The organism is Deltaproteobacteria bacterium, assembly GCA_028818775.1.
Taxonomy (GTDB): domain Bacteria; phylum Desulfobacterota; class Binatia; order UBA9968; family JAJDTQ01; genus JAJDTQ01.
This window is the reverse complement of the sequence record JAPPNE010000094.1, coordinates 1-20,461: the sequence shown is the minus strand read 5'-3', so window position 1 is coordinate 20,461 and position 20,461 is coordinate 1. Positions and strand designations below refer to the sequence as shown.

Annotated in this window: 22 protein-coding genes; 14 read left to right on the top strand and 8 right to left on the bottom strand. The window is 67.5% G+C overall.

Annotated elements, in window-relative coordinates; all coding sequences use genetic code 11:
- From prpE to OXU42_11480, 7 genes are all read left to right on the top strand, one after another.
- The coding region (gene prpE / locus OXU42_11510; GenBank protein ID MDE0030014.1) for a propionyl-CoA synthetase at positions 1 to 413 on the top strand (413 nt) is incomplete at its 5' end.
- A gap of 96 nt (positions 414 to 509) precedes the next feature.
- Positions 510 to 938 (top strand): VOC family protein, encoded by a 429-nt coding sequence (locus tag OXU42_11505; GenBank protein MDE0030013.1) that lies wholly within the window; start codon positions 510 to 512, stop codon positions 936 to 938.
- 42 nt (positions 939 to 980) lie between these two features.
- Entirely contained in the window at positions 981 to 2,150 is a 1,170-nt protein-coding gene (locus tag OXU42_11500) for a cupin domain-containing protein (GenBank protein MDE0030012.1), read from the top strand.
- Positions 2,151 to 2,178: 28 nt separating this feature from the next.
- On the top strand, positions 2,179 to 3,045 hold the full coding sequence (locus tag OXU42_11495; GenBank protein ID MDE0030011.1) for an amidohydrolase family protein: 867 nt from the start codon (positions 2,179 to 2,181) through the stop codon (positions 3,043 to 3,045).
- A gap of 114 nt (positions 3,046 to 3,159) precedes the next feature.
- A complete protein-coding gene (locus OXU42_11490) occupies positions 3,160 to 4,317 on the top strand; it encodes an amidohydrolase family protein (protein ID MDE0030010.1) in 1,158 nt (385 codons plus the stop codon).
- Between the two features lie 154 nt (positions 4,318 to 4,471).
- Positions 4,472 to 5,494, top strand: coding sequence for a thiamine pyrophosphate-dependent dehydrogenase E1 component subunit alpha (locus OXU42_11485; GenBank protein MDE0030009.1), 1,023 nt, complete (start codon positions 4,472 to 4,474; stop codon positions 5,492 to 5,494).
- Positions 5,495 to 5,496: 2 nt separating this feature from the next.
- Positions 5,497 to 6,474 (top strand): alpha-ketoacid dehydrogenase subunit beta, encoded by a 978-nt coding sequence (locus OXU42_11480; GenBank protein MDE0030008.1) that lies wholly within the window; start codon positions 5,497 to 5,499, stop codon positions 6,472 to 6,474.
- Between the two features lie 6 nt (positions 6,475 to 6,480).
- Here OXU42_11480 and OXU42_11475 read toward each other — a convergent pair whose 3' ends face one another.
- From OXU42_11475 to OXU42_11460, 4 genes are all read right to left on the bottom strand, one after another.
- On the bottom strand, positions 6,481 to 7,233 hold the full coding sequence (locus OXU42_11475; GenBank protein ID MDE0030007.1) for a creatininase family protein: 753 nt from the start codon (positions 7,231 to 7,233) through the stop codon (positions 6,481 to 6,483).
- 54 nt (positions 7,234 to 7,287) lie between these two features.
- On the bottom strand, positions 7,288 to 7,599 hold the full coding sequence (locus OXU42_11470) for a CopG family antitoxin (protein MDE0030006.1): 312 nt from the start codon (positions 7,597 to 7,599) through the stop codon (positions 7,288 to 7,290).
- A complete protein-coding gene (locus tag OXU42_11465) occupies positions 7,596 to 8,060 on the bottom strand; it encodes a hypothetical protein (protein MDE0030005.1) in 465 nt (154 codons plus the stop codon). Before OXU42_11465 ends, OXU42_11470 begins: the two co-directional genes overlap by 4 nt.
- Positions 8,061 to 8,202: 142 nt before the next feature.
- Positions 8,203 to 9,219 (bottom strand): zinc-binding dehydrogenase, encoded by a 1,017-nt coding sequence (locus tag OXU42_11460; protein MDE0030004.1) that lies wholly within the window; start codon positions 9,217 to 9,219, stop codon positions 8,203 to 8,205.
- Positions 9,220 to 9,464: 245 nt separating this feature from the next.
- On the opposite strand from OXU42_11460, the gene OXU42_11455 reads away from it, so the two are divergent.
- The 6 genes from OXU42_11455 to OXU42_11430 all read left to right on the top strand — a co-directional run bounded on the left by OXU42_11455 (position 9,465) and on the right by OXU42_11430 (position 14,254).
- Positions 9,465 to 9,797, top strand: coding sequence for a cupin domain-containing protein (locus OXU42_11455; protein MDE0030003.1), 333 nt, complete (start codon positions 9,465 to 9,467; stop codon positions 9,795 to 9,797).
- 15 nt (positions 9,798 to 9,812) lie between these two features.
- Positions 9,813 to 10,565 carry a hypothetical protein gene (locus tag OXU42_11450; GenBank protein ID MDE0030002.1) on the top strand — a complete coding sequence of 251 codons (753 nt, stop codon included), beginning with the start codon at positions 9,813 to 9,815 and terminating at the stop codon, positions 10,563 to 10,565.
- A 29-nt stretch (positions 10,566 to 10,594) separates the two neighbouring features.
- Positions 10,595 to 10,885: an antibiotic biosynthesis monooxygenase gene (locus tag OXU42_11445; GenBank protein MDE0030001.1), complete on the top strand. Its 291-nt coding sequence runs from the start codon at positions 10,595 to 10,597 to the stop codon at positions 10,883 to 10,885.
- Positions 10,886 to 10,970: 85 nt separating this feature from the next.
- Positions 10,971 to 12,152 carry a CoA transferase gene (locus OXU42_11440; GenBank protein MDE0030000.1) on the top strand — a complete coding sequence of 394 codons (1,182 nt, stop codon included), beginning with the start codon at positions 10,971 to 10,973 and terminating at the stop codon, positions 12,150 to 12,152.
- A gap of 34 nt (positions 12,153 to 12,186) precedes the next feature.
- On the top strand, positions 12,187 to 13,302 hold the full coding sequence (locus OXU42_11435; GenBank protein MDE0029999.1) for an AbrB family transcriptional regulator: 1,116 nt from the start codon (positions 12,187 to 12,189) through the stop codon (positions 13,300 to 13,302).
- A 55-nt stretch (positions 13,303 to 13,357) separates the two neighbouring features.
- Positions 13,358 to 14,254 carry an alpha/beta fold hydrolase gene (locus OXU42_11430; protein ID MDE0029998.1) on the top strand — a complete coding sequence of 299 codons (897 nt, stop codon included), beginning with the start codon at positions 13,358 to 13,360 and terminating at the stop codon, positions 14,252 to 14,254.
- 107 nt (positions 14,255 to 14,361) lie between these two features.
- Here OXU42_11430 and OXU42_11425 read toward each other — a convergent pair whose 3' ends face one another.
- The 4 genes from OXU42_11425 to OXU42_11410 are packed head-to-tail and all read right to left on the bottom strand — an operon-like array spanning position 14,362 to position 19,920.
- On the bottom strand, positions 14,362 to 16,674 hold the full coding sequence (locus tag OXU42_11425) for a xanthine dehydrogenase family protein molybdopterin-binding subunit (protein MDE0029997.1): 2,313 nt from the start codon (positions 16,672 to 16,674) through the stop codon (positions 14,362 to 14,364).
- Between the two features lie 6 nt (positions 16,675 to 16,680).
- The gene (locus OXU42_11420; GenBank protein MDE0029996.1) at positions 16,681 to 17,766 is read right to left on the bottom strand and encodes a hypothetical protein; all 1,086 of its coding nucleotides are present in this window, start codon (positions 17,764 to 17,766) and stop codon (positions 16,681 to 16,683) included.
- A gap of 32 nt (positions 17,767 to 17,798) precedes the next feature.
- Entirely contained in the window at positions 17,799 to 18,425 is a 627-nt protein-coding gene (locus OXU42_11415) for a cysteine hydrolase (protein ID MDE0029995.1), read from the bottom strand.
- 55 nt (positions 18,426 to 18,480) lie between these two features.
- The gene (locus tag OXU42_11410; protein ID MDE0029994.1) at positions 18,481 to 19,920 is read right to left on the bottom strand and encodes an aminotransferase class I/II-fold pyridoxal phosphate-dependent enzyme; all 1,440 of its coding nucleotides are present in this window, start codon (positions 19,918 to 19,920) and stop codon (positions 18,481 to 18,483) included.
- Positions 19,921 to 20,217: 297 nt separating this feature from the next.
- Here OXU42_11410 and OXU42_11405 point away from each other — a divergent pair.
- A partial coding sequence (locus OXU42_11405) for a dihydrodipicolinate synthase family protein (protein MDE0029993.1) occupies positions 20,218 to 20,461 on the top strand: 244 nt, incomplete at its 3' end.

Genomic DNA, 20,461 nt, shown 5'->3' with positions numbered 1-20,461 from the left:
TCGACGACGTCATCAACGTCGCCGGGCACCGGCTCTCCACCGGCGCCATGGAGGAAGTGCTTGCCGCGCACCCGGCGGTGGCGGAGTGCGCCGTGCTGGGCGTGGCCGACGCGCTGAAGGGGCAACTGCCGCTGGGCTTGATCGTGGTGAAGGCCGGGGTGGAGATCACGGAGGAAGCGCTGGTGCCGGAGCTGGTGAGCCTGATGCGCGAGAAGATCGGTCCGGTAGCCGACTTCAAGCAGGCGCTACTGGTGAAGCGCCTGCCCAAGACGCGGTCGGGAAAGATCCTGAGAGGCACCGTGCGAAGCATGGCGGACGGGACCCCGTACAAGGCCCCCGCCACCATCGACGATCCGGTCATCCTGGACGAGATCAGAGAGGACCTGGGCAGGTTGGGGTATCCCAGAGCATGAGGAGTGGCAAACCCTTGATCCGACAGAGACGGGTCAGGTAGGTTGACCTGAGCCCGCCCATGTGGGCCGGCTAACCGAAAGGAAGGAGACAGGCAGATGCTCAAGATCGAAGGCGTTACGCATTGGTCCATCCCCGTAAACGACCTGGGCGAGGCGGAGAAGTTCTATGGCGACCTGCTGGGACTCAAGAACCTGGGGCGGCTCGCCAACGACGTCATGGCGTGCTTCAACGTGGGCGACCACAATATCCTGCTGTGCGAGCGCAGGGAGCTGCCGGACAAGCCGGAGGACGACCGCGTGCACCATTCCTTCACGGTCAGCCCGGAGACGTTGAACGAGGCGTGTAAGGTGTTCAAGGAGAAGAAGGTGAACGTGGTGGAGCTGTACTACCGCAAGGGCGGTTACTTCCCCGGACGCGAGCTTTACTTCACGGACCCCAGCGGCAACCGGCTGGAGTTGCGCGATCCCACCTGGAAGAACGGCATGCCCGAACCCACGTTCGAAGAGGTGGCGGCCTCGCAATAGCGCCCGCGAGGCCCCAACAACAGTGTGCAAGGAGACCGATTGATGGCGCAGGTTGATATCGACACGAGTTCCGACGATTCCGTTTCTCCCGAGCTGGAGGTCAAGGAATACACCTATGACGACTGGATGGCCTCCACCGGAGTGCCGATTCACCGGGGCTACTTCATCGAAGACCTGCGCACGGTGGAGTTGGGCTGGTGGGAGCAGCGCGGGTGCGAGAGCGCCTTCATCCAGCTCGTGGGCCAGGAGGGGGTCACCTCCGCCATGGTGCAGGAAATCCCGCCGGGAGAGACCCTGCCCCCGCTCAAGTTCGGCCTCGACGAGCTGGTCTACGTGCTCCAGGGCCACGGCGTCACCACGGTGTGGCTGGGCGACAACGGCTCCAGGACGAGCTTCGAATGGCAGCCCCGGAGCCTGTTCCAGGTGCCGCACAACTACCACCACACCATGAGCAACATGCGCGGCGACCAGCCCGTGCGGCTGCTGCGCTACAGCTACCTGCCGCTGGCGATGTCGCTCAACACCGACCCCTCGTTCTTCTTCAACAACCGGCACGAGGGGGAGGACTTCCTTTCCAACGGCGGCCAACTCTACTCCGAGGCCAAGCTGGTGCGCGACGGCGACCCGTCTCGGACCTGGGGCGGCCGCAGCGGCATCTTCTGGTACGGCAACTTCTTCCCCGACATGGGCTCCTGGAACAAGCTCAACCGCAGCAGCCGCCGGGGCGCGGGCGGCCACAGTGTGCTAATGACCTTTCCCAACTCCGAGATGTCCTGCCACATGTCGGTGTTCCCCTCCCGCACCTACAAGAAGGCCCACCGGCACGGCCCGGGCCGGGTCATCGTCATCCCCGCGGGGGAGGGCTACTCCATCCTGTGGGAGGAAGGGAAGCGGAAGGTGGTGGCGCCGTGGCACGAGGCCAGCATGTTCGTGCCCCCCGGCAAGTGGTTCCACCAGCACTTCAACGCCGGCGGCACCCCGGCGCGCTACCTGGCGCTGCACCCGCCCCGGCAGTTCCGCGGCCACGCCGAGAAGGTCGAGGACCGCGCCAGGGACCAGATCGAATACGCAGACGAGGATTCGTCGATCCGGGAGCGCTTCGAGGCAGAGTTAGACAAGCGGCAGCTTACCAGCCTGATGCCCGACGAGGTCTACCGCAACCGCGATTTTCAGTGGACCTACCGGGACGCCGAAACGCAGGCGGCGCCGTAACCAACCACCGGGGCGGGGCCTGCCGGTCATGCTGATCATCGACTCACAGGTTCACATCTGGGCGCCCGAGACCCCCGAAAAACCCTGGGACAGGGTGGACGCGGCCAAGCCGCACCGCCCGGAACCCCTGGGGCATGAGGAGCTGCTGCGCGAGATGGACGCGGCCGGGGTCCGGCGCGCGGTGCTGGTGCCGCCCACATGGGAGGCCGACCGCAACGACACCTCGCTGGAGGCCGCCCGCCTCCACCCGGACCGCTTCGCGGTCATGGGCCGGCTGACCCTGGACGCGCCCGAGAGCCGGGAGCGCATGGCCGCGTGGAAGGACCAGCCCGCCATGCTCGGCATCCGCCTGACCTTCCATCGCGGGCGCTACCGCACCTGGCTCGACGACGGCAGCATCGACTGGTTCTGGGCCGCCGCGGAGCGTTACGACGTCCCGGTCATGGCGCTGGCGCCGCACCACCTGCCGCGGCTGGCGGAGGTGGCCGCGCGCCACCCCGGACTGCGGCTGTGCATCGACCACATGGGGCTCAACAACAGCCTGGTGGGGAAGCCGCTGGGACCCATCGTCGACGGCGTGCTCATGCTGGCCTCCCTGCCCAACGTGGCGGTGAAGGCCTCGGCGCTGCCGTGCTATTCCACGGAGAGCTACCCGTATCCGTCGCTCCACCCGCAGGTACGCCGCGTGGTCGACGCCTTCGGACCGAAACGCGTCTTCTGGGGCACCGACCTGTCCCACCTGCCCTGCCCCTACCGGCAAGCGCTGACGCTGTTCACCGACGAACTCGACTTGACCGACGACGAGAAGGAGTGGATTCTGGGGAGGGCGCTGGCGGAATGGCTGGACTGGCCCTTCGACTTCGCTTCGCTACGCTCAGGGCGAACGGGCTATTGATTAGGCGCCCTAGACTTAACCGTTCGCCCTGAGCGTAGCGAAGCGAAGTCGAAGGGCGCCGTCTCGCTACGCGGCAATCGTTCAGAGTTACACGACCTTCAAGGGACCCGTCCCATGGCACGAGAGTATCGCTGTATTTCCGCCGACAGCCATTTCGAGGCACCGCCGGACCTGTGGCGCCACCGCGTTCCCGCCAAGTACCGGGATCGGGCCGTGCGCCGGATCCGCCTGCCCAACGGGCGCGACGCATTGCAGAAGGAGGGCCGGCCGCTCACCTACGGCGGCACCAGCTACTACGGTGGCCGGCCGCCGGAAGAGTTCGATCCGACAATCATCGACTTCGACAACACGCCGGGATGCGGCGGCCCCGAGCAGCGCCTGCGCGAACAGGACCAGGACGGCGTCGACGCCGAGGTGCTGTTCGCCCTGGACGTGCGCAACCCCGCGGTCCGCGACCAGGAAGCCTTCGTCGGCATCATCCACCACTTCAACGAGTACATGGCGGAGGAGTACTGCGCCGTCGACCCCGAGCGGCTCATCGGCGTCGGCGTCCTGCCCAACCGCGGCGTGGAGGACGACATCGCCGAGATGGAGCACTGCAAGCGCCTCGGCTGCAAGGCCGTCTGGCTCGCCACCTGGCCCAACGGCCGGGGCTTCCCGTTGCCGGAGGACGACCGCTTCTGGGCCGCGGCCCTGGACCTGGACGTGCCGGTGGTGGTGCACACCTCCTTCACCACCAAGGTGGGATCGCGCGAGACGCCGCTGTTCCGCTATCCCAAGGAGGCCACCGGCGAGCGCCGGCCGCCCACCGACTTCATCCAGCGCCTCGCCCGCCAGGCCCCGTACCACTCGGGCTCGGTGGAGGCGAGCCAGATGGTGGTGGCCGGTATCTTCGACCGCTTCCCCAAGCTGCGCATCTACTGGGCCGAGAACAACGCCGGCTGGCTGCCGTACTTCTACGAGCAGATGGACCACGAGTACTCCGTCAACCGCTTCTGGGCCGAGCGCCAGTTGGGGCTGCCGCGGTTGAAGCGCCTGCCGAGCGAGTATCTCCGTGAGCACGCCTACTGGGGCTTTTTCGAAGACCACGTGGGCGTGCGCCTGCGCCACGACGTCGGCGTCGACCGCATGCTGTGGGGCAGCGACTTCCCCCACGTCGTGACCCGCTGGCCCCACTCCCGCGAGCTGCTCGACTCGCAGATGCAGGGCGTCGCCGACGACGAGCGCCACCGCATGGTGGCCGCAAACGCCATCGAGTTCTTCCGTTTGTAGCGGCCGGAGCCTCCCTCGGACGTGGTTTCCCACCACACCCCGCCTGGATTCCCGCTTCCGCGGGAATGACGATTCGGAGTGTCGGCGGTGCTTCCCTTCCGCGGCCAACCGGAGTAGATTCCACTGCGAATTCCGAACCAGCGGAGGAACCACCATGCTACCCGACATGCCACGAGACCAGCGGCTCGAGCTGCTGCGCAAGATGCTCATGATCCGGCGCGCGGAAGAGCACGTCGTCCGGTTCAACGAGGAGCACGAAGGCCTCATCCGGGGCCACTTCCACATCTACATCGGGCAGGAGGCCACCGGCGTGGGCGTGTGCGCGGCGCTGGCGCGGGAGGACTACGTCTTCAGCACGCACCGGAACCACGGCCACGTCATCGCCAAGGGTGGCGACCCGGGCAAGGTGCTCGCCGAGGTCATCGGGCGTGAGACCGGCTACTGCCTCGGCCGCGGCGGCACCTTCCACGTGGCGGCGCCCGACCTGAATATTCTCCACACCTCGGCCATCGTGGGCGGCAGCACCGCGCTGGCCTCGGGCGCGGCGCTGGCGGCGCAGGTGCTGGAGTCCGACGCCGTTACCGTGGTCTTCTTCGGCGACGGCGCCATGGACGAGGGCGTGGCGTATGAGAGCATGAACATCGCGCGGCTGTGGAACCTGCCGCTGATCTTCGTGATGGAGAACAACTACCGGCGCGCCGGAAGGGTCAATACCGACCACGCCGCCGACGACCTGCCCAACATTCCGCGCGCGCTCAACCTCGAGACGGTTACCGTGAACGGCGACGACGTGGGGCAGGTGCACGGCACGCTGAAGGAGCTGGTGCGGCGGGTCCGGGCGGGCGAGGGCCCGTTCTTCGTCGAGGCGCGAACCCACCCATGGCCGGGGAACGACGGCGCCCATCCCACGCTGGTGGGCGGACCGACGGACATCAACTGGGCCTGGGACCCGAGCCCGGTGCCCGAGAAGGTGCGCTCCTGGTACGCCGAGGGCGATTGCATCCTGGTCTACGCACGCGAACTGGCGGATAGCGAGGGATGCGACCGGGACACCGTGGTGCGGGTCGACGAGGCGGTCCGGCGCGAGGCCGACGCCGCGGCGCAGTTCGCGCTCACGAGCCCACTACCTCCGCCGGAGGCGGCGGTCCGGTACGCGTACGCGGGAAGGGGTGAATAGGCATGGCGCGCGAAATGACGCTGGGAGAGGCTTTGGTCGAGGCGTTGTCCGAGGCCATGGAGCAGGATCGGCGGGTGGTGTTGATCGGTGGGGGCCTGGTGAGTTCGGGACCGGGCGCGGAGCGGTTCCGCTCGGTGCGCGAGCGGCACGGCAACCGCATCAAGTCCCCGCCCATCGCCGAGCTGGGCTATTGCGGCATCGCCGCGGGCGCGGCCATGGCCGGACTGCGTCCGCTGGTGGACATCGGCACCGCCACTTTTTCCTACGAGGCGATCCCGCAGATCAACAACGAGGCCGCCATCGCCTACTCCAACTCCGGCGGCCAGACCAACGCGCCGGTCACCTACTTCATGCGCTACGGCATTCGCGGCGGCGGCGGCGTGCAGCATTCGGGCAGCCCGCAGCCCTGGTACTGGAACACCCCGGGCCTGCAGGTGGCCATGCCCGCCACCCCGGCGGACGCCAAGGGACTGCTGCGCACCGCGCTGCTCAAGAGCCAGGACCCCACCATCTTCATGGCCCACGAGCGGCTGCTGGGCGAGCGCGGCCCGGTGCCCGACGGCGAGCACGACACCGAGTTCGGCAAGGCGGCGGTGGCGCGGGAAGGCAACGACGTCACCATCGTGGCCGTGGGCGTGCAGGTGCCCCGGGCGATGGCAGCGGCCGAGGCGCTGGCCAAGGACGGCATCTCGGCGGAGGTGGTGGACCCGAGGACGCTGGAGCCGCTGGACAGCGACACCCTCCTGGCGTCGGTGCGGAAGACCGGCCGGCTGGTGGTCACCGACGAAAGCCACGACAACTGCGGCGTGGCCGCCAACATCGCCGCGCTGATGGCGGATCTGGCCTTCGACAGCCTGAAGGCGCCCATCAAGCGGGTCGCCATCCCCCACGTGCCGATCCCGTTCGCCGTGCCGCTGGAGGATTTCGTAACGCCCACCGCGGGGCGCATCGAGGAGACCGCGCGGACCGTGTTGGGGTGAGTTCCTCTACTCCGTCTCCCGGTATTCCCGCGCGAACGCGCACAACCGTTCCACTGCCAACTCGAACAACTCGCCACCCTTCTCCCTGCTGGCGAGGGTCGGGTCGCCCATGACGCCCGACGGCGACAGGTCCTCGCGCGGCGTCTGGACGTAGCCCCCGACCTTGCTGACGAATGCCGGCATCTGGGGCCCGAGATGCGTCACCAGACTGCCCTGGGCGCACAACTCCTCGCGCAGGTGCAGGTTCATGGAGGTTTCCACGGCGCCGGCGTGGCCGACGCGGGCGCCGGGCATCTTCTCGTCCGGGAACAACCGGCCCATGTCCTTGTCCACGAGTCCGAACCAGTTGAGCACCACCGCGCGGATGCCCTCCTCGTCCTGGAGCGCCGCCACCACCGAGCGCGACAGCGCCACCTGGCCGCCGTGGCCGTTCAGCAGCGCGATGCGCGTGAAACCGTGCCGGTGCACCGAGCGCACGATCTCGCGGATCAGTGCCATCCAGGTGGCCGCCGTGAGGCTGATGCTGCCGGGAAAGTTCTTGTTGCTGGGCGTGAAGCCGAAAGGCACCGTCGGCCCCACGAGGATCTCCGGATCCCGCCGGGCGGCCGCCCGTGCGATCTCCTGCGAGATGAACGCGTCGGTATCCAGCGGCAGGTGATGCCCGTGCTGCTCGATCACCCCGACAGGGACGATCACCACGCACCCCTTCTCCGCGCATTCCTTGATCCGCGGCCAGCTCAGCTCTTGCCATATAGGCATCGTGTCCTCCTGAGGGTTGACGGCGCTTCCCGCCGTCTGGGTTTGAAACCCGCGCTATGGTTCTCTCGCGACGCCCCGGCGACGCGCAGTCGCCCGCTTCGGAGACTCCGCTTCGGATTGGCCGGTGACCCACTCCATCATCAGCCGCTTTATCTGCGTCTGATAGGGCACGTCGTGCAGGCTCGCCTTGGCCTTGAACGCCTCCAGCAGGTTCTCGGGCACCTTGAGGCTGATCAGCTTGCTTCCCTTGCGCGCCGCGGGCGCATAAAGCTGGCGGAACTCATCGAGAAACCGCAGGATGTCCGCGGGATTCATGCCCTTGCACTGCTCCAGATACTCCTTCGAAAAGTACTGCACGGGTCTCATGAGGCGATGCTCCTCAATGCCTTGATGTCCTCGATATCCTGTCGCCGGCCGCTCCTTTCCTTCATCCGGATCAGGTCGTCAACCGCCACTACAGGCAACCGGAACCTTCCCATTGGGAGCATGTCCACCTGCATCGCCGCCAGATCTTCCGTGATGATGATGTCCACCAACTCGGTGGGGTTCGCCGCATTGACGAAGCTCCAGGCGATCAGATTCCGGTTGCGGATGTACTCTTCCCGGAAGTCAAACACTTCCTCCGCCTTCAGCGGCAGGCGGGGCTGCAATCCCATGCGCTTCAGCGCCGATTCCGCGGCGGTAAAATTCTCACGGGACAACGCGAGCACCAAGTCCAGGTCAAAGGTGCCTCGCACCACGCCGTGCAGTGCAACCGCGTGCCCGCCGGCGATGGCGAAACGGACCCTGGCTTGCCGGAGAGCGTTGACCACTCGCTCAATGAACATACAGGGGTATATACCGGATATATATCTCAAGTGAAAGAGGCGGCGCGTCTGAAGGGTGGACGCCCGTGATCACGTGTTCGTTTTCGCCGAAGCGGGGGCATCGCCCTCGCTTCGGACTGCTCGGCCAACGTTCTCCGCGCCCTCAATCCAGCACGAACACGCACTTGCCGGTGGTGGCACTGTCGAAGATGCGGAACGCCTCGACGGCGTCGTCGAGGGCGAAGCGGTGCGTGACGAGGTCGTCCACCGGGACGTTCTCCTCCACCATGAAGCGGCAGATCTCGATCAGCTCGGACTTGTTGAAAGTCCATGAGCCGATGATGGTGGCTACCTTGAAGATGACGTCGTCGCGGAAGTTGATGGTGGACGGGGGGCCCATGCCCACGTAGCAGCAGCGCCCGAAGGTGCGCATGGCCTTGAGGATCTGGCTGCGGCATTCTGGGTTGCCGGAGGTTTCGAGCGCCGCGGTCGAGCCGAGGCCGCCGGTAAGTTCCTTGATGGCTTCCACCGGGTCGGTGTCGGCGGCGTTGATGACATGGTCCGCGCCATAACCGCGCGCCAGCTCCAGGCGCTCCGGCACCACGTCGACGGCGATGACCTTGGCCCCCATGTACTTGGCACACATGGTCCCGCTCAGACCCACCGGCCCCTGGCCGAAGATCGCCACCACGTCGCCGCCGGCGATGTTGATCTTCTTGAGGCCGTTCCAGGCCGTGCCGGTGCCGCAGGAGATGGCCGCGCCGGCCTCGAAGGACAGCTCCTCGGGGAGATGGATCAGCAGGCGCGACGGCACCAGGATGTAGTCCGCGTTGGCGCCGTGGGCGTCCACGCCACCGAAGGTCACGTGGCCGTGGGGACAGGCCTGCTCGAACCCCATGGAACAGATCTCGCAGATGCCGCAGCCCTCGTAGTGGTGCACCACCACCCGGTCGCCAACTTTCAGACCGGCCGGGGCGCCGGCACCCAGCTCGTGGATGACGCCGCAAGGCTCGTGGCCGGTGATGGCGTTGATGGCCACGTCCCCGCGGTAACGGTGCAGGTCGGTGCCGCACATGCCCGAGGAGCGGATCTTCACCACCGCCTGGCCGGGTCCCGCATGGGGGTCCGGGAACTCCCGTATCTCGCACGTCCGGTTGCCGTTGAACATCACGCCGCGCATGGGATTTCTCCTGTCTCCTCAGAGGGATTTGCCTAACGCCCGTATCACGGGGCCGGGCGGAAAGGCAACCGTGGTGGCGGAATGGCGGAGAAGCCCGGATGACGCGGAGGGGCCGCCGGGACCGTGGGTCAAGGCGGTGTTCCGGGCCGGGCGGGCGGCATTCTCCGCGCGTCTGTCTACGGCGGGCGCTTTGTGGTATTGCGTTGGGTGCCCGACGGCACACTTCGAGAGACAGGAGATCGCCCATGGAATTCGCGAGCCTTGCGGACAAGGCGGAGACAGGACAGCGGTTTACACGGCTCTTCGGCACGGAGAAGTCCTGCACCTGGATGCTTCATTTCAAGCCCGGCGACCACACGGACATGCACTTTCACGCGGAGCCGGAGACCTTCCTGGTGGTCGAAGGCAAGGCCAGCGTCAAGGACATCAACGGCGGCGAGCGCATCATCGAGCAGGGCGAGGTGGTCTTCTTCCCGGCCAAGGACTACTACCAGATCACCAACGTGGGCACGGGCCGTCTGCTTCTCTACGGCAACCGCCCCGAACCCTTCGGCGGGGTCCACGTCACCGCGAAGTAGCCGCGGAGAGCGGTCATGGCGAACGAGAGTGCATCTTCAGAACCGCGGTACCTCGTCGGCTCGGTCTGGCCCACAAACCGGACCGGCGTGCTCGGGGACAAGGAGCTGGATCCGAAGCTGCCGTCCAGCATCCGCTTCGAGCATCGGACCATGGAGTTCACGCAGGGGACCCAGGACGAGTTCCGGGCGGCCATGCCCGGCTACGAGGCCAAGGCGGCGGAACTCGCCGCGCTCAAGCCGGACCTGATCCGGGTCATCGGCGCGCCGCCGTTCATGCTCCTGGGATACGAGGGCGAGAGCGCCACCATCCGTTCCTGGGAAGAGCGCTACGGCGTGCCGATGCTCACCTCCGGGATGAACCACGTGTGCGCGTTCCGCACCCTGGGGGTACGGCGCATCGTGGGCGCGAGCTACTTTCCCGCGCACCTGAACGACCTGTTCCGCCGGTACCTCACCGACGCCGGCTTCGAGATGCTGGGCATGGACGGCATCGACGTGCCGTTCGCCGACGTCCCCAAGGTGCCGGCCGCCGAGCTCCGCCGGCAGCTCATGGAGATGTTCGCCCGGCATCCGGGCGGCGAATGCCTCTACATGCTGGGGTCGGCGTGGAAAGCCCTGGACATCATCGAGCCGCTGGAGGCGGACCTGGGCGTGCCCGTGGTCTACGCCCCGCCGGCGCGCTGCTGGGAGACGCAGATGCGCCTGGGCGTGCGCCAGCCCGTTCCCGGCTACGGGCGGCTGCTGGCGGAGATGCCGGAACCGGGTTAAACCCATTCATAACCAACAAGGAGGGTCAAATGTCACTCAGACTCATCGTCACCATCAACGCCGTCGAGGGGAAGGGCGCGGAGCTTGCCGACGCGTACCGGGGCCGTTGCGAGGAAGTCATGGAGGAGCCGGGGTGCGAGCAGTTCGAGGTGTTCCGCAGCGTGGTGAACCCGGACAAGATGGTGATCATCGAGCGTTGGGTGGACCAGGCCGCCCTGGACGTGCATGCGCAGGTGAACACCACGCGACCGCCGCTCAAGCCCGAGCTTCGCGCCGGCGCCACCGAGCGCGAGGACTACGAGTACAACCGTACCCGCTAGCGTCCTTCCGGGTCCCCATCCCAATGAAACACTCTTCGGGAAGCGCGGGCGGCGCCCCGCTCCCCGACAGGAAAGGTCGCCGTCCATGCCCGCAGCACTCGAAGGCATCAAGATCCTCGACGTCACCAACTACATCGCCGGCCCCTACGCGTCGCTCCTGCTGGCCGACCTGGGCGCCGACGTCTACAAGATCGAGACCCCCGGCAAGGGGGACCCGTTCCGCACCTGGGACAAGGAACCCAAGGACTACAGCCCGAGCTTCTGCGCGCTCAACCGCAACAAGAAGAGCGTCACTCTGGACATGAAGGCGCCCGAGGGCCGGGAGGTGTTCCTCAAGCTGGCCAGGGACGCGGACGTCATCGTCGAGAACCTGCGCCCCGGCGTGGTGGACCGGCTGGGCATCGGCTACGACGTGGTGCGGGAGATGAACCCGCGCATCATCTACTGCTCCATCTCCGCTTTCGGCCAGGACGGCCCATACCGGGAACGGCCCGGCTACGACACCATCGGACAGTCCCTTTCCGGTCTCTTGAGCGTCCTCACCGACGTGGAACAGCCCCACGGGCCGGGAGCGGCCTTCTCCGACCACCTCGGCGGCATCTTCGGCTGCTACGGCGTGCTCGCGGCGCTGGCGGCACGCGAACGCACCGGCGTGGGCCAGAAGGTGGAGACCTCGCTGCTGGAGTCCACCATATGCTTCCTTGGACTGAGCATGACCCAGTACCTCTTCAGCGGCGAGGTACCGAGCATGCGCAGCCGCATCAAGACCGCCGGCGTCTACGCGCTGGTGGCGGGCGACGGCAAGCCCTTCGTCATCCACCTGTCCCATCCGCCGAAATTCTGGATCGGCGTCACCGAGGTCATGGGGCGGCCGGACTTTCAGACCGACGAGCGCACCAAGGACCGCCCGGCGCGGGCGAAGAACTACGACTTCATCTCCGAGACCTTCGGCGCGGTGGTGCAGTCCGCGCCGCGCGAGCACTGGCTTCAGGAGCTGCGCGCCCGGGACGTCCCGTGCGCGCCCCTCAACAACTTCGCCGAGGTCTTCGAGGACCCGCAGGTCAAGCACCTGGACCGGCTCCTCGACGTGGACCATCCCGAGTTCGGCCCGTTCAAGCTGGTGCGCAACGGTCTCAACCTGCTGGACACTCCCGTCACCCTGCGGCTCCGCCCGCCGACTCTGGGCGAGCACAACGAGGAGACCCTGACGGAGCTGGGCTACGGCCCGGAGGAGATCCGCTCCCTACGGGAAAGAAACATCGTATGACGCGCGCCGCGTCGTCGTGCCCTAGCCGCCGTCCATGAGCCCGGCCCCCACGAGCCTGGGCTCCCGCGCAACGGCGGAGTTGCGCCGGAGCGTGGCCGATCTCCGCGCGCGGGTTCCCGCCATCCTTACCGCCCTGGCGGTGGGCATTCCCGCGGGATACCTGTGCGACGCCCTCGACCTCCCCATTCCCTGGATGATCGGCCCCATGGTGGTGGTGGCCGCGCTCAACCTGCTGGGCGTCGCCATGGACTCGCCGCCGTACGCGCGGCAGATGGGCCAGGTGCTGCTGGGCTCGGCCATATCGCTCTACTTCACCCCGCCGGTGGTGGTGGCGCTGGCGGCCAACTGGCTGCCCATCGTGCTCGCCACCCTGGCCACCTTTCTCATCGCCGCCCTGGGGGCGGTGATCCTGAGCCGGGTATCGGGAGTGGAGACCCGCTCTACCTTCTTCGCCTCCATCCCCGGCGGCGCCATGGCCATGGCCAACCTGGCGCACCGCTACGGCGCGCAGATCGCCCCGGTGGCCGTGGCCCACAGCCTGCGGGTCTCCATCCTGGTGCTGGTGATCCCCTTCGTGCTCACCTACGGCGGCATCCCGCTGGAGACCGGCGATTACCGCCCGACGGTGCCGCTGGACGTGGGTGTGCTGATGCCCTGGCTGCTGGCGGGCTTCGTCCTCGGCGAAGGCTCCGAGCGCCTGCACATGCACAACGGATACCTGCTCATGCCCATCTTCTTCGGCGCCGCGTTCACCATGAACGGCGTCCAGCTCTCGGCGGTGCCCGAGTGGATGACCAACTTCGCCCAGCTCATGTTCGGCCTGGTGCTCGGGGCGCGCTACGAACGCGCCTTCTTCATGCGCTACAAGCTGTTCATCCCGTTCGCCCTGCTCAACTCGTTCTTCGTGCTGGCGGCCTCGGTGGTGCTGGCGGCGGCGCTGTCCTGGGGCTTCCGGCTCCCCATCGCCACCATGATCATCTCCACCTCGCCGGGCGGCCTGGCGGAGATGGCCATCACCGCGCAGGCGTTGGGAATCGGCGTGCCCGCGGTGATCGCCTTTCATCTGGCCCGAATCGTGGTAGTGAACATGGGCACACAGCACATTTACGTCGGCGCCACCCGTTGGCTGACTCGCCTCGGACGCCGGTGACCCGTGAGGGTCGCGGGGCGGCCCGGAACACGCCGCTCTCAGCTCAGGAGGTATCATGGAAGAGAAGATCCGGTTTTTCAGCGGCCCCGGCTACGGCCTGTCCGGGGTCGTCACCATCCCCGATGCCCGCGACAGGTCGCAACGCCATCCCGGCGTCATCCTGTGCCAGGGCTATGCCGGCCTCAAGGAGGCGCTGATGCCCGCGGTAGCCGAACGGCTGGCCGCCGAAGGGTACGTGACGCTCCGCTTCGACTACCGCGGCTTCGGCGAGAGCGAAGGGCCGCGCCATCGTCTGATCCCGCTGGAACAGATCGAGGACATCCGCAACGGCCTCACCTGCCTGGGCGTGCGCCCGGAGGTGGACCCGAATCGCCTCGCCATCTGGGGCACCAGCTTCGGCGGCGCCCACGCGGCCTACGCCGCCGCCGTCGATGAACGGGTCCGGTGCATCGTCAGCGTCGTCGGGGTCGGCGACGGCGAACGCTGGCTCCGTTGCCTGCGCCGCGAATGGGAGTGGCAGGAGTTCGTGAAGGAACTCGACGACGACCGCAACCAGCGGGTGCTGAACGGCCAGTCGCGGCGCGTCCACCCCTACCACATCATGGAGACGACTCCCGAAGGCTGGGAGTTCTGGAAGGAGACCGTGGCCGCCAACCCGGAGCGGGGCGAGGTGGAAATGCCCCTGGAATGCGCCGACGCCATCATCGAATACAAACCCGAAACCGTCGCCCACGAGATCGGCTGCCCCGCCCTCTACGTCTCCGCGGAGCTCGACACCCTCACCCCCCTCGAGGAACAGATGAACCTGTACGAGAACTCACCCGAGCCCAGGGACTACGTGGTGATTCCGGAGGTCAACCATCACGACATCTACAAGGAGCCGCACCTGAGCCACCTGATGGATCTGTCCGTGGCGTGGTTCGATGAGTACCTGAAGGAGGCGGGCGGCTAGAGGGACGAAGTCGGCGAGCTCCGGGAGCGCATGGCTCGTCTCGAAGGCCTCTTTGAAGGCTTTGCCCGCCGGGAGAACAAGCGCGACAACGTGCCCTAGTGCTGCCCCTATCCGTCGCCCCGCACCACCTCCAACACCCGCTCCGGCCGGAGCGGCAGGTCCTTCACCCTGGCGCCGCCCAACGCGTTGGCCACGGCGTTGCCGATGGCGGGTTCCACGGGGCCGAGGGCGGCCTCGCCCATGCCCTTGGCGCCGAAGGGACCGTCCGGGTGGGGGTGCTCGACCAGGAGCGAGGTGAAGGTTTCGGGGTGGTCCTGCATGGACGGCGGAAGGTAGCTCAGGAAGGTGCAGTTGATGGGCTGGCCGTTGTCGAAGACCATCTCCTCGAACAGCGATGAGCCCAGGGACATGAGCATCGAGCCCTCGTTCTGCAGGTGGCACTGGCGCGGATTGATGGCCTTGCCGGCGTCCACGGCGGTGGCCAGGCGCACCACCCGCACCTTGCCGGTCTCGGTGTCCACCTCCACCTCGGCGGCGCAGGCGGACAGAAAGAAGAAGGCCGACGCCTTGCCCTTGCCCTTGCCGGTGGCGGGATCGACGCCCCCTCGGCTCTGGAAACCGGCGTTGCCGAACAGGCTGCCCACGGCGCCGCCGAAACGGGCGCGGAAGAGGTCGCCGAAGGCGAGGCGCCGGTCGGGCACCCCGGCCACCTGCACATGGCCGTCGCGCAACTCCAGGTCCGCTGGGTCGGCCTCCAGCTCGCCCGCGCCGATCTCCAGGAGTTGATCGGCCACCTGGCGGGCCGCGGCAACGGCGGCGTTGCCCATGCTGAAGACCGTGCGGCTGGAGCTGGTGGACTGGTCAAAGGGAGTCACATCGGTGTCGGGCAGGGTAACCGAAACCCGCTCTCGTGGTAGCCCCAGCACCTCGCTCACCATCTGCGCCAGGGTCGTCTGCACTCCCTGGCCGATGTCCACGCTTCCGGACAGCAGCGTCGCCGAACCGTCGGCGTTGAGCCGCAGGCCGGCGGAGGAGTGAGACGGGGTCATGGTGGTCTTGACCATCACCGCCAGGCCCTTGCCGCGCACCAGCGGCCCGGCCGCTCGCGGCGCCTGCTCCGCTCCGCCCCTCCACTCCACCGCCCCGGCCGCCGCCCTGAGACAGTCTTCCAGGCCCACCGCCTCCAGAGTGTCGCCGGTGACGAAGACGTCACCGTCGTACACCAGGTTCCTGAGCCGCATCTCCAGCGGGTCCAGCTCCAGCCGCCGCGCCATGTCGTCCATCTGCGCCTCGTAGGCCCAGCACACCTGGGGCACGCCGAAGCCCCGGTACGGTCCGGTGGGCGGCGTATTGGTGTAGACGCAGTACGAGGTCAGGCGCTGGTGCGGGATGCGGTAGGGGCCGCCGGACACCTCGCCGCCGTTGCGCGATGTGGAGGGACCGGTCAAGGCGTAGGCGCCGGTATCGTAGACTGCCTCCACCTGCCGGGCCAGGATGGTGCCGTCGCGCTTCACGCCGGTCTTGATGCGCACCACCGCCGCGTGACAGTGGCCGGTGAGGAACACTTCCTCGCGCGTGAGCTTCCACTGGACCGGCCGGCGCGCCTTTCGTGCCAGTGCCGCGGCCAGGGGCTCCAGGCGCAGGTGCACCTTGCCGCCGTAGCCGCCGCCGACGTACGGCACCACCACCCGCACCATGGACTGCGGCAGCTCGAACAGCTCGGCGAGCTGGACCCGGATGGACGAGGGGTTCTGCGTGGCCGAATGGACCGTGAGCTTCCCCGCCGCGTCCCAGGCGGCGGCGACCACGTGGGGCTCCAGATGGCCGTGCTGGATCTTGGGGGTGGTGTAGGTGTCCTCGAAGACCAGGTCCGAGGAGGCGAAGCCTTCATCGACATCGCCACGCCCGACGCTGTAGGATGTCAGCACGTTGCCCCGATCCTCGTAGTGGTAATGGCCCTTGTCGAGCCGGCTCTCGGACTGCACACGAGACTCGTGCAGCACCGGCGCGCCGGGTGACATGGCTCCGATGGGGTCCAGCACCGGTTCCAGAGGCTCGTATTCCACCTGGATGAGGTCCAGGGCTTCCTCGGCGATGTCCGGCTCTTCGGCGGCCACCGCCGCCACCACCTCGCCGGCGTAGCGTACACGGTCCACCGCCACGATGGGCTGGTCCTTGACCACGGGTCCGAAGTGGGAGTTGCCCGGTGAGAGGTCCGCGCGGGTGAGCACCGCCACGACGCCCGGAAGTGCTTCCGCCGCACTCGCGTCCACGGAGACCAGCCGCCCGTGAGGATGGACGCTCCGCAACGCCTTGACGTGGACGAGCCCCGGAAACTCCAGGTCGCCGGTGTACTGGGCGGCGCCGGTGACCTTCGCCGGTCCGTCCACCCGTGACGCGTTCTCGCCGATGGAACTCATGCCGGGTCATGCCTCCGCCGCGGCCCAGAGCACGCGGATGGCGGGCAGGCCGAGGAACTGGGTGCCGCGTTTCTGCCGTCCGATGCGCTCCCAGGTATCGCCCCGGTCGCGGGTCCGGTAGATGTCCCCTTCCCCCGGCGGGCCAGCGGTGTGGCCTCGGGCCACGTCACCGAAGGCTGCGATGACCGCGTCGCCGTCGTAGGGATCGCGGGTCAGTTGCCAGCACATGCCGGGATGCGTCACCGGCAGCCCGGCGCCCACCTGCCGCCAAGTGCGGCCGGAATCCTCGCTCCGGTAGATGCGGCCGTCGGCGCCCGTAGGGCGGTCCCAGTACTGGGGCGAGCCGTGTCCGCCCGCCAGGAACAGCGCCGGCGGGTCGCCCGGCAGCATCACCACGTCGTGGAAGTAGTCGCTCTCCATGCCCTGCTCGGCGCGCTGCCACCCGGCTTCGGGAGGGTCACCGCGGAAGAACCCGCGGGAGGTGGCGGTGAAGAAGGCGGCGGAGTTCTCGGGCGAGCGGACGATCATGTGCACGTCCGGGTACTCGATACCCTCGCTCACGTCCTCCCAGGTTTCGCCCCGGTCGAAGCTGCGCACGATGCCGCCGTGCTCCAGTGCCAGGTAAATCGTGTCGGTGTTGTCGGGGTCGATGTAGATGTGGCGCACGTGGCCGTGGTGCGGCGGGTACGGAAACCACCAGTGGTGCTGCACCTCCGGCGGCAGCGCGCGCAGGCCCTCCAGCTCCTCCCAGGAGTCGCCGCCGTCCTCGCTCCGGAAGAGCATCACCGGCTCGGTGCCGGCGTAGACCACCCGGTCCTCGGCCGGGTCCACCGTGACCCAGCGGATGTCGCCCTCGAGCACGCGCCGCCAGCGGCGCCCCTGGTCACGGGTGCGGTAGAGACCGTCCTGGGTCACCCCCGCGTAGACCACCTCGGGGTTGGCGCGGCAGCCCCACACCGAGTCCACCACCTGGTCCGGGAAGAAGCTCTGGTACTCCCGCGAGCCGCGCATGGAGGTCCAGATGTCCCCCACTCCCCGCAGGATCACCATGCCGGCCTGGGTGCCGGCGTAGAGTCTGAGAGCCTCGGGCATTGCTGTCCCCTCCGAAGCGGTCGTGTCGCGCGTCAGGCCTGCTGCAGCCTCTCCAGGAAGGTCGCCGAGTCCATCACAACGCCGAAGTGCTTGTCGAAGTTCTGCAGCGTCGCCGCCTGTTCCTCGTCCGAGAAGCAGGCGTTGCAGTCCGACAGGAACAGCACCTTGAAGTCGCGCATGGCGCCGTCCCGTGCGGTGCTGTCGCAGCACACGTTGGTGGCGACCCCGGTGATGGCGATGGTGTCCCGGCCCAGGCGCCGCAGCACGTTCTCCAGGTTGGTGCCGTAGAAGCCGCTGTAGCGGAACTTCTTGATGGTGATCTCGTCGGGCTCGGGTTTCACGCTCTCCAGAATCTCGGCACCGGGCGCCCCCTCGATGTTGGTCCAGGGATCGTCGGTGTTGTGAGTCATCGGCTTCAGGTCGGCGAACACGCCCACGTCCGCCAGGTCCTTGCGCTTGGTGGTGTAGAGGTAGACGACCGGCACGTCCGACGAGCGGCACACCTTGAGCAGGTCCTGGATCTTCGGGATGATGTCCTCCGACGACGGCAGGTAGCGGGTGCCGCGAGGGTCCACCCACATGTTCTGCATGTCCACGACGATCAGCGCGGTGTTGTCCTTGCCGATGCGCCAGTTGTCGGCCGGGCGTGACTCGTCCATCTTCACCCTCCTTTGTGATACGGGTCCATTGATGAAGCCGGTCCCACCTTGCTTGTCATCGGTTCTGCAACGCCTCGGCCCCGAACCTTTCGATGGCCTCCAGGGTCTCGCGCACATCGTCCCAGGTGGTGTTGTGGTTGATGATGCAGAGCCTGAGCGAGAACTTCTTCGCCAGCGTCGTCGATGAAATGAGCGCGCGGTCCTCCCAGAAGACGCGCGCAAGCACGTTCCGGTTGACCTTTTCGAGCGCCTCCTCGTCGAGGTCGCGGCCGGTGGGATTCACCCGGAAGCATACGATTCCCAGCGACGCGGGGTTGAGCGTCTCGAGCATGGGGCTCTCCCGGACATACTCGTCGGCCCGGGCCGCCAGCTCCATACCGTTGGCTATGGCCTGGCGGAACGCGGCCATCCCGAAGGTCTGCACCGACATCCAGATCTTCAACGCACGAGCCGAACGGCTCAACTGCAGGCCGCGGTCCGAGAAGTTGGGGTGGTTGGCGCCCCATATGGTGTCCTGAAGCACGTCGTGATGCACCTCGAACGCCCTCTCCAGTGTCGAGGCATCCTTCACCAGAAGCCCCCCCACCTCGTACGGCTGGAAGAACCACTTGTGCGCATCCACGTTCACCGAGTCGGCGCGCTCGATGCCCCGCAAGAGATCCTTGCCCTTCTCGGTCACCACCGCGAAGCCACCATACGCCGCGTCCGCGTGCAGCCAGATGCCTTCCGCCTCGCAGTAGTCGGCCATGGCTCCGAGCGGGTCGATGGCCCCGGTGCTGCTGGCTCCGGCATTGGCACACACGGCGATGGGGTTGAAACCCGCGGCGCGGTCGTCGGCCACGGCCCGAGCGAGCGCGTCCATGTCCAGGCGGAAGCGTTCATCGGTGGAAAGCAGCCGTATGCACTCCGGCCGGACGCCGACGATCCTGGCCGCCCGGATGTGCGCACTATGGCTCTGGTCGCTCATGTACACGGTGGCGCGCTCGGGGTTGCCCGCGGCTTCCCGGGCGGCGACGAAGGCATCCACGCTCGCCGCCGAGCCCCCGCTCGTCAGAAGCCCTCCGGCGCTCTCCGGGTAGCCGAGCCAGCGCTTCAACCAGTCGATGACAACCAGCTCGACGGCGCTCGGACCGCTCGCCACCAGCCAGGTACATTGGTTGAAGTTGTACCCGGCGGCCATGAAATCCGCCACGATCCCCGGCCAGGTAGGCGACGACGGGATGAACGCGAAGCAACGCGGGTGATCCAGGCGCGTCGCGAACGGAAGCACCTCGCGCGCGACCCACTCAATCACCTCCCCGGCCGGCCGGCCGGCCTCGGGCGGATCCTCCTTCAGCTTGGCTTCGAGCGCCTGCTGAAAGTCGCCGTCCCAGGCGTTGTCCGCGGGCAGGCCGTCGATGCGATCCACCAGGATCTCCGCCGCCTTGCGCGCAAGGTCGAGCATGACGTCGGGCGCCATCTGGAGGCCGCCAGGATTGTCTCTTCCGTTGCTCACATCCGAGGGTTCCATAGACAAACAGCTAGCACACCCGGTTCCCCGAACGAAACCAGAATCACACCCTGTCGGTCGAACATCGCTGTTCCGTTCCGCGCTCGCTCAGGCATCAAGTGGTGTCGCCACGCGGATGGCGTCGTCGGGTGAGGACCGTGGATGCTCATGGCGTCGAACCGCGCTTGAACCCCGGCGAAGCGGCAGGATAGACTGACCGTCTGCCACTCGTGGTCCAGGACCTGATATGGGTCTGACGGACCGCCCAGGCGACCGCCCAGCCACCGATGCAAGGAGGACAAAATGCTCGAAGCCAAGGACGTGCAAGGAGTGCTGGCGATCATGCCGACGCCGGCCAAGGAAGGCGCCGACAGCCTGGAGGCCGTGGACACCGTGGACCTGGACGAGACCGCCCGGCTGGCGGAGAGCCTGGTGCGGGACGGCGTCGCCGGCATCATGGTGCTCGGGACCATGGGGGAATGTGCCACCGTGTCCCGGAGCGACTACGAAGCTTACGTGACCTGCCTGCTGGAGACCGTGCGCGGCC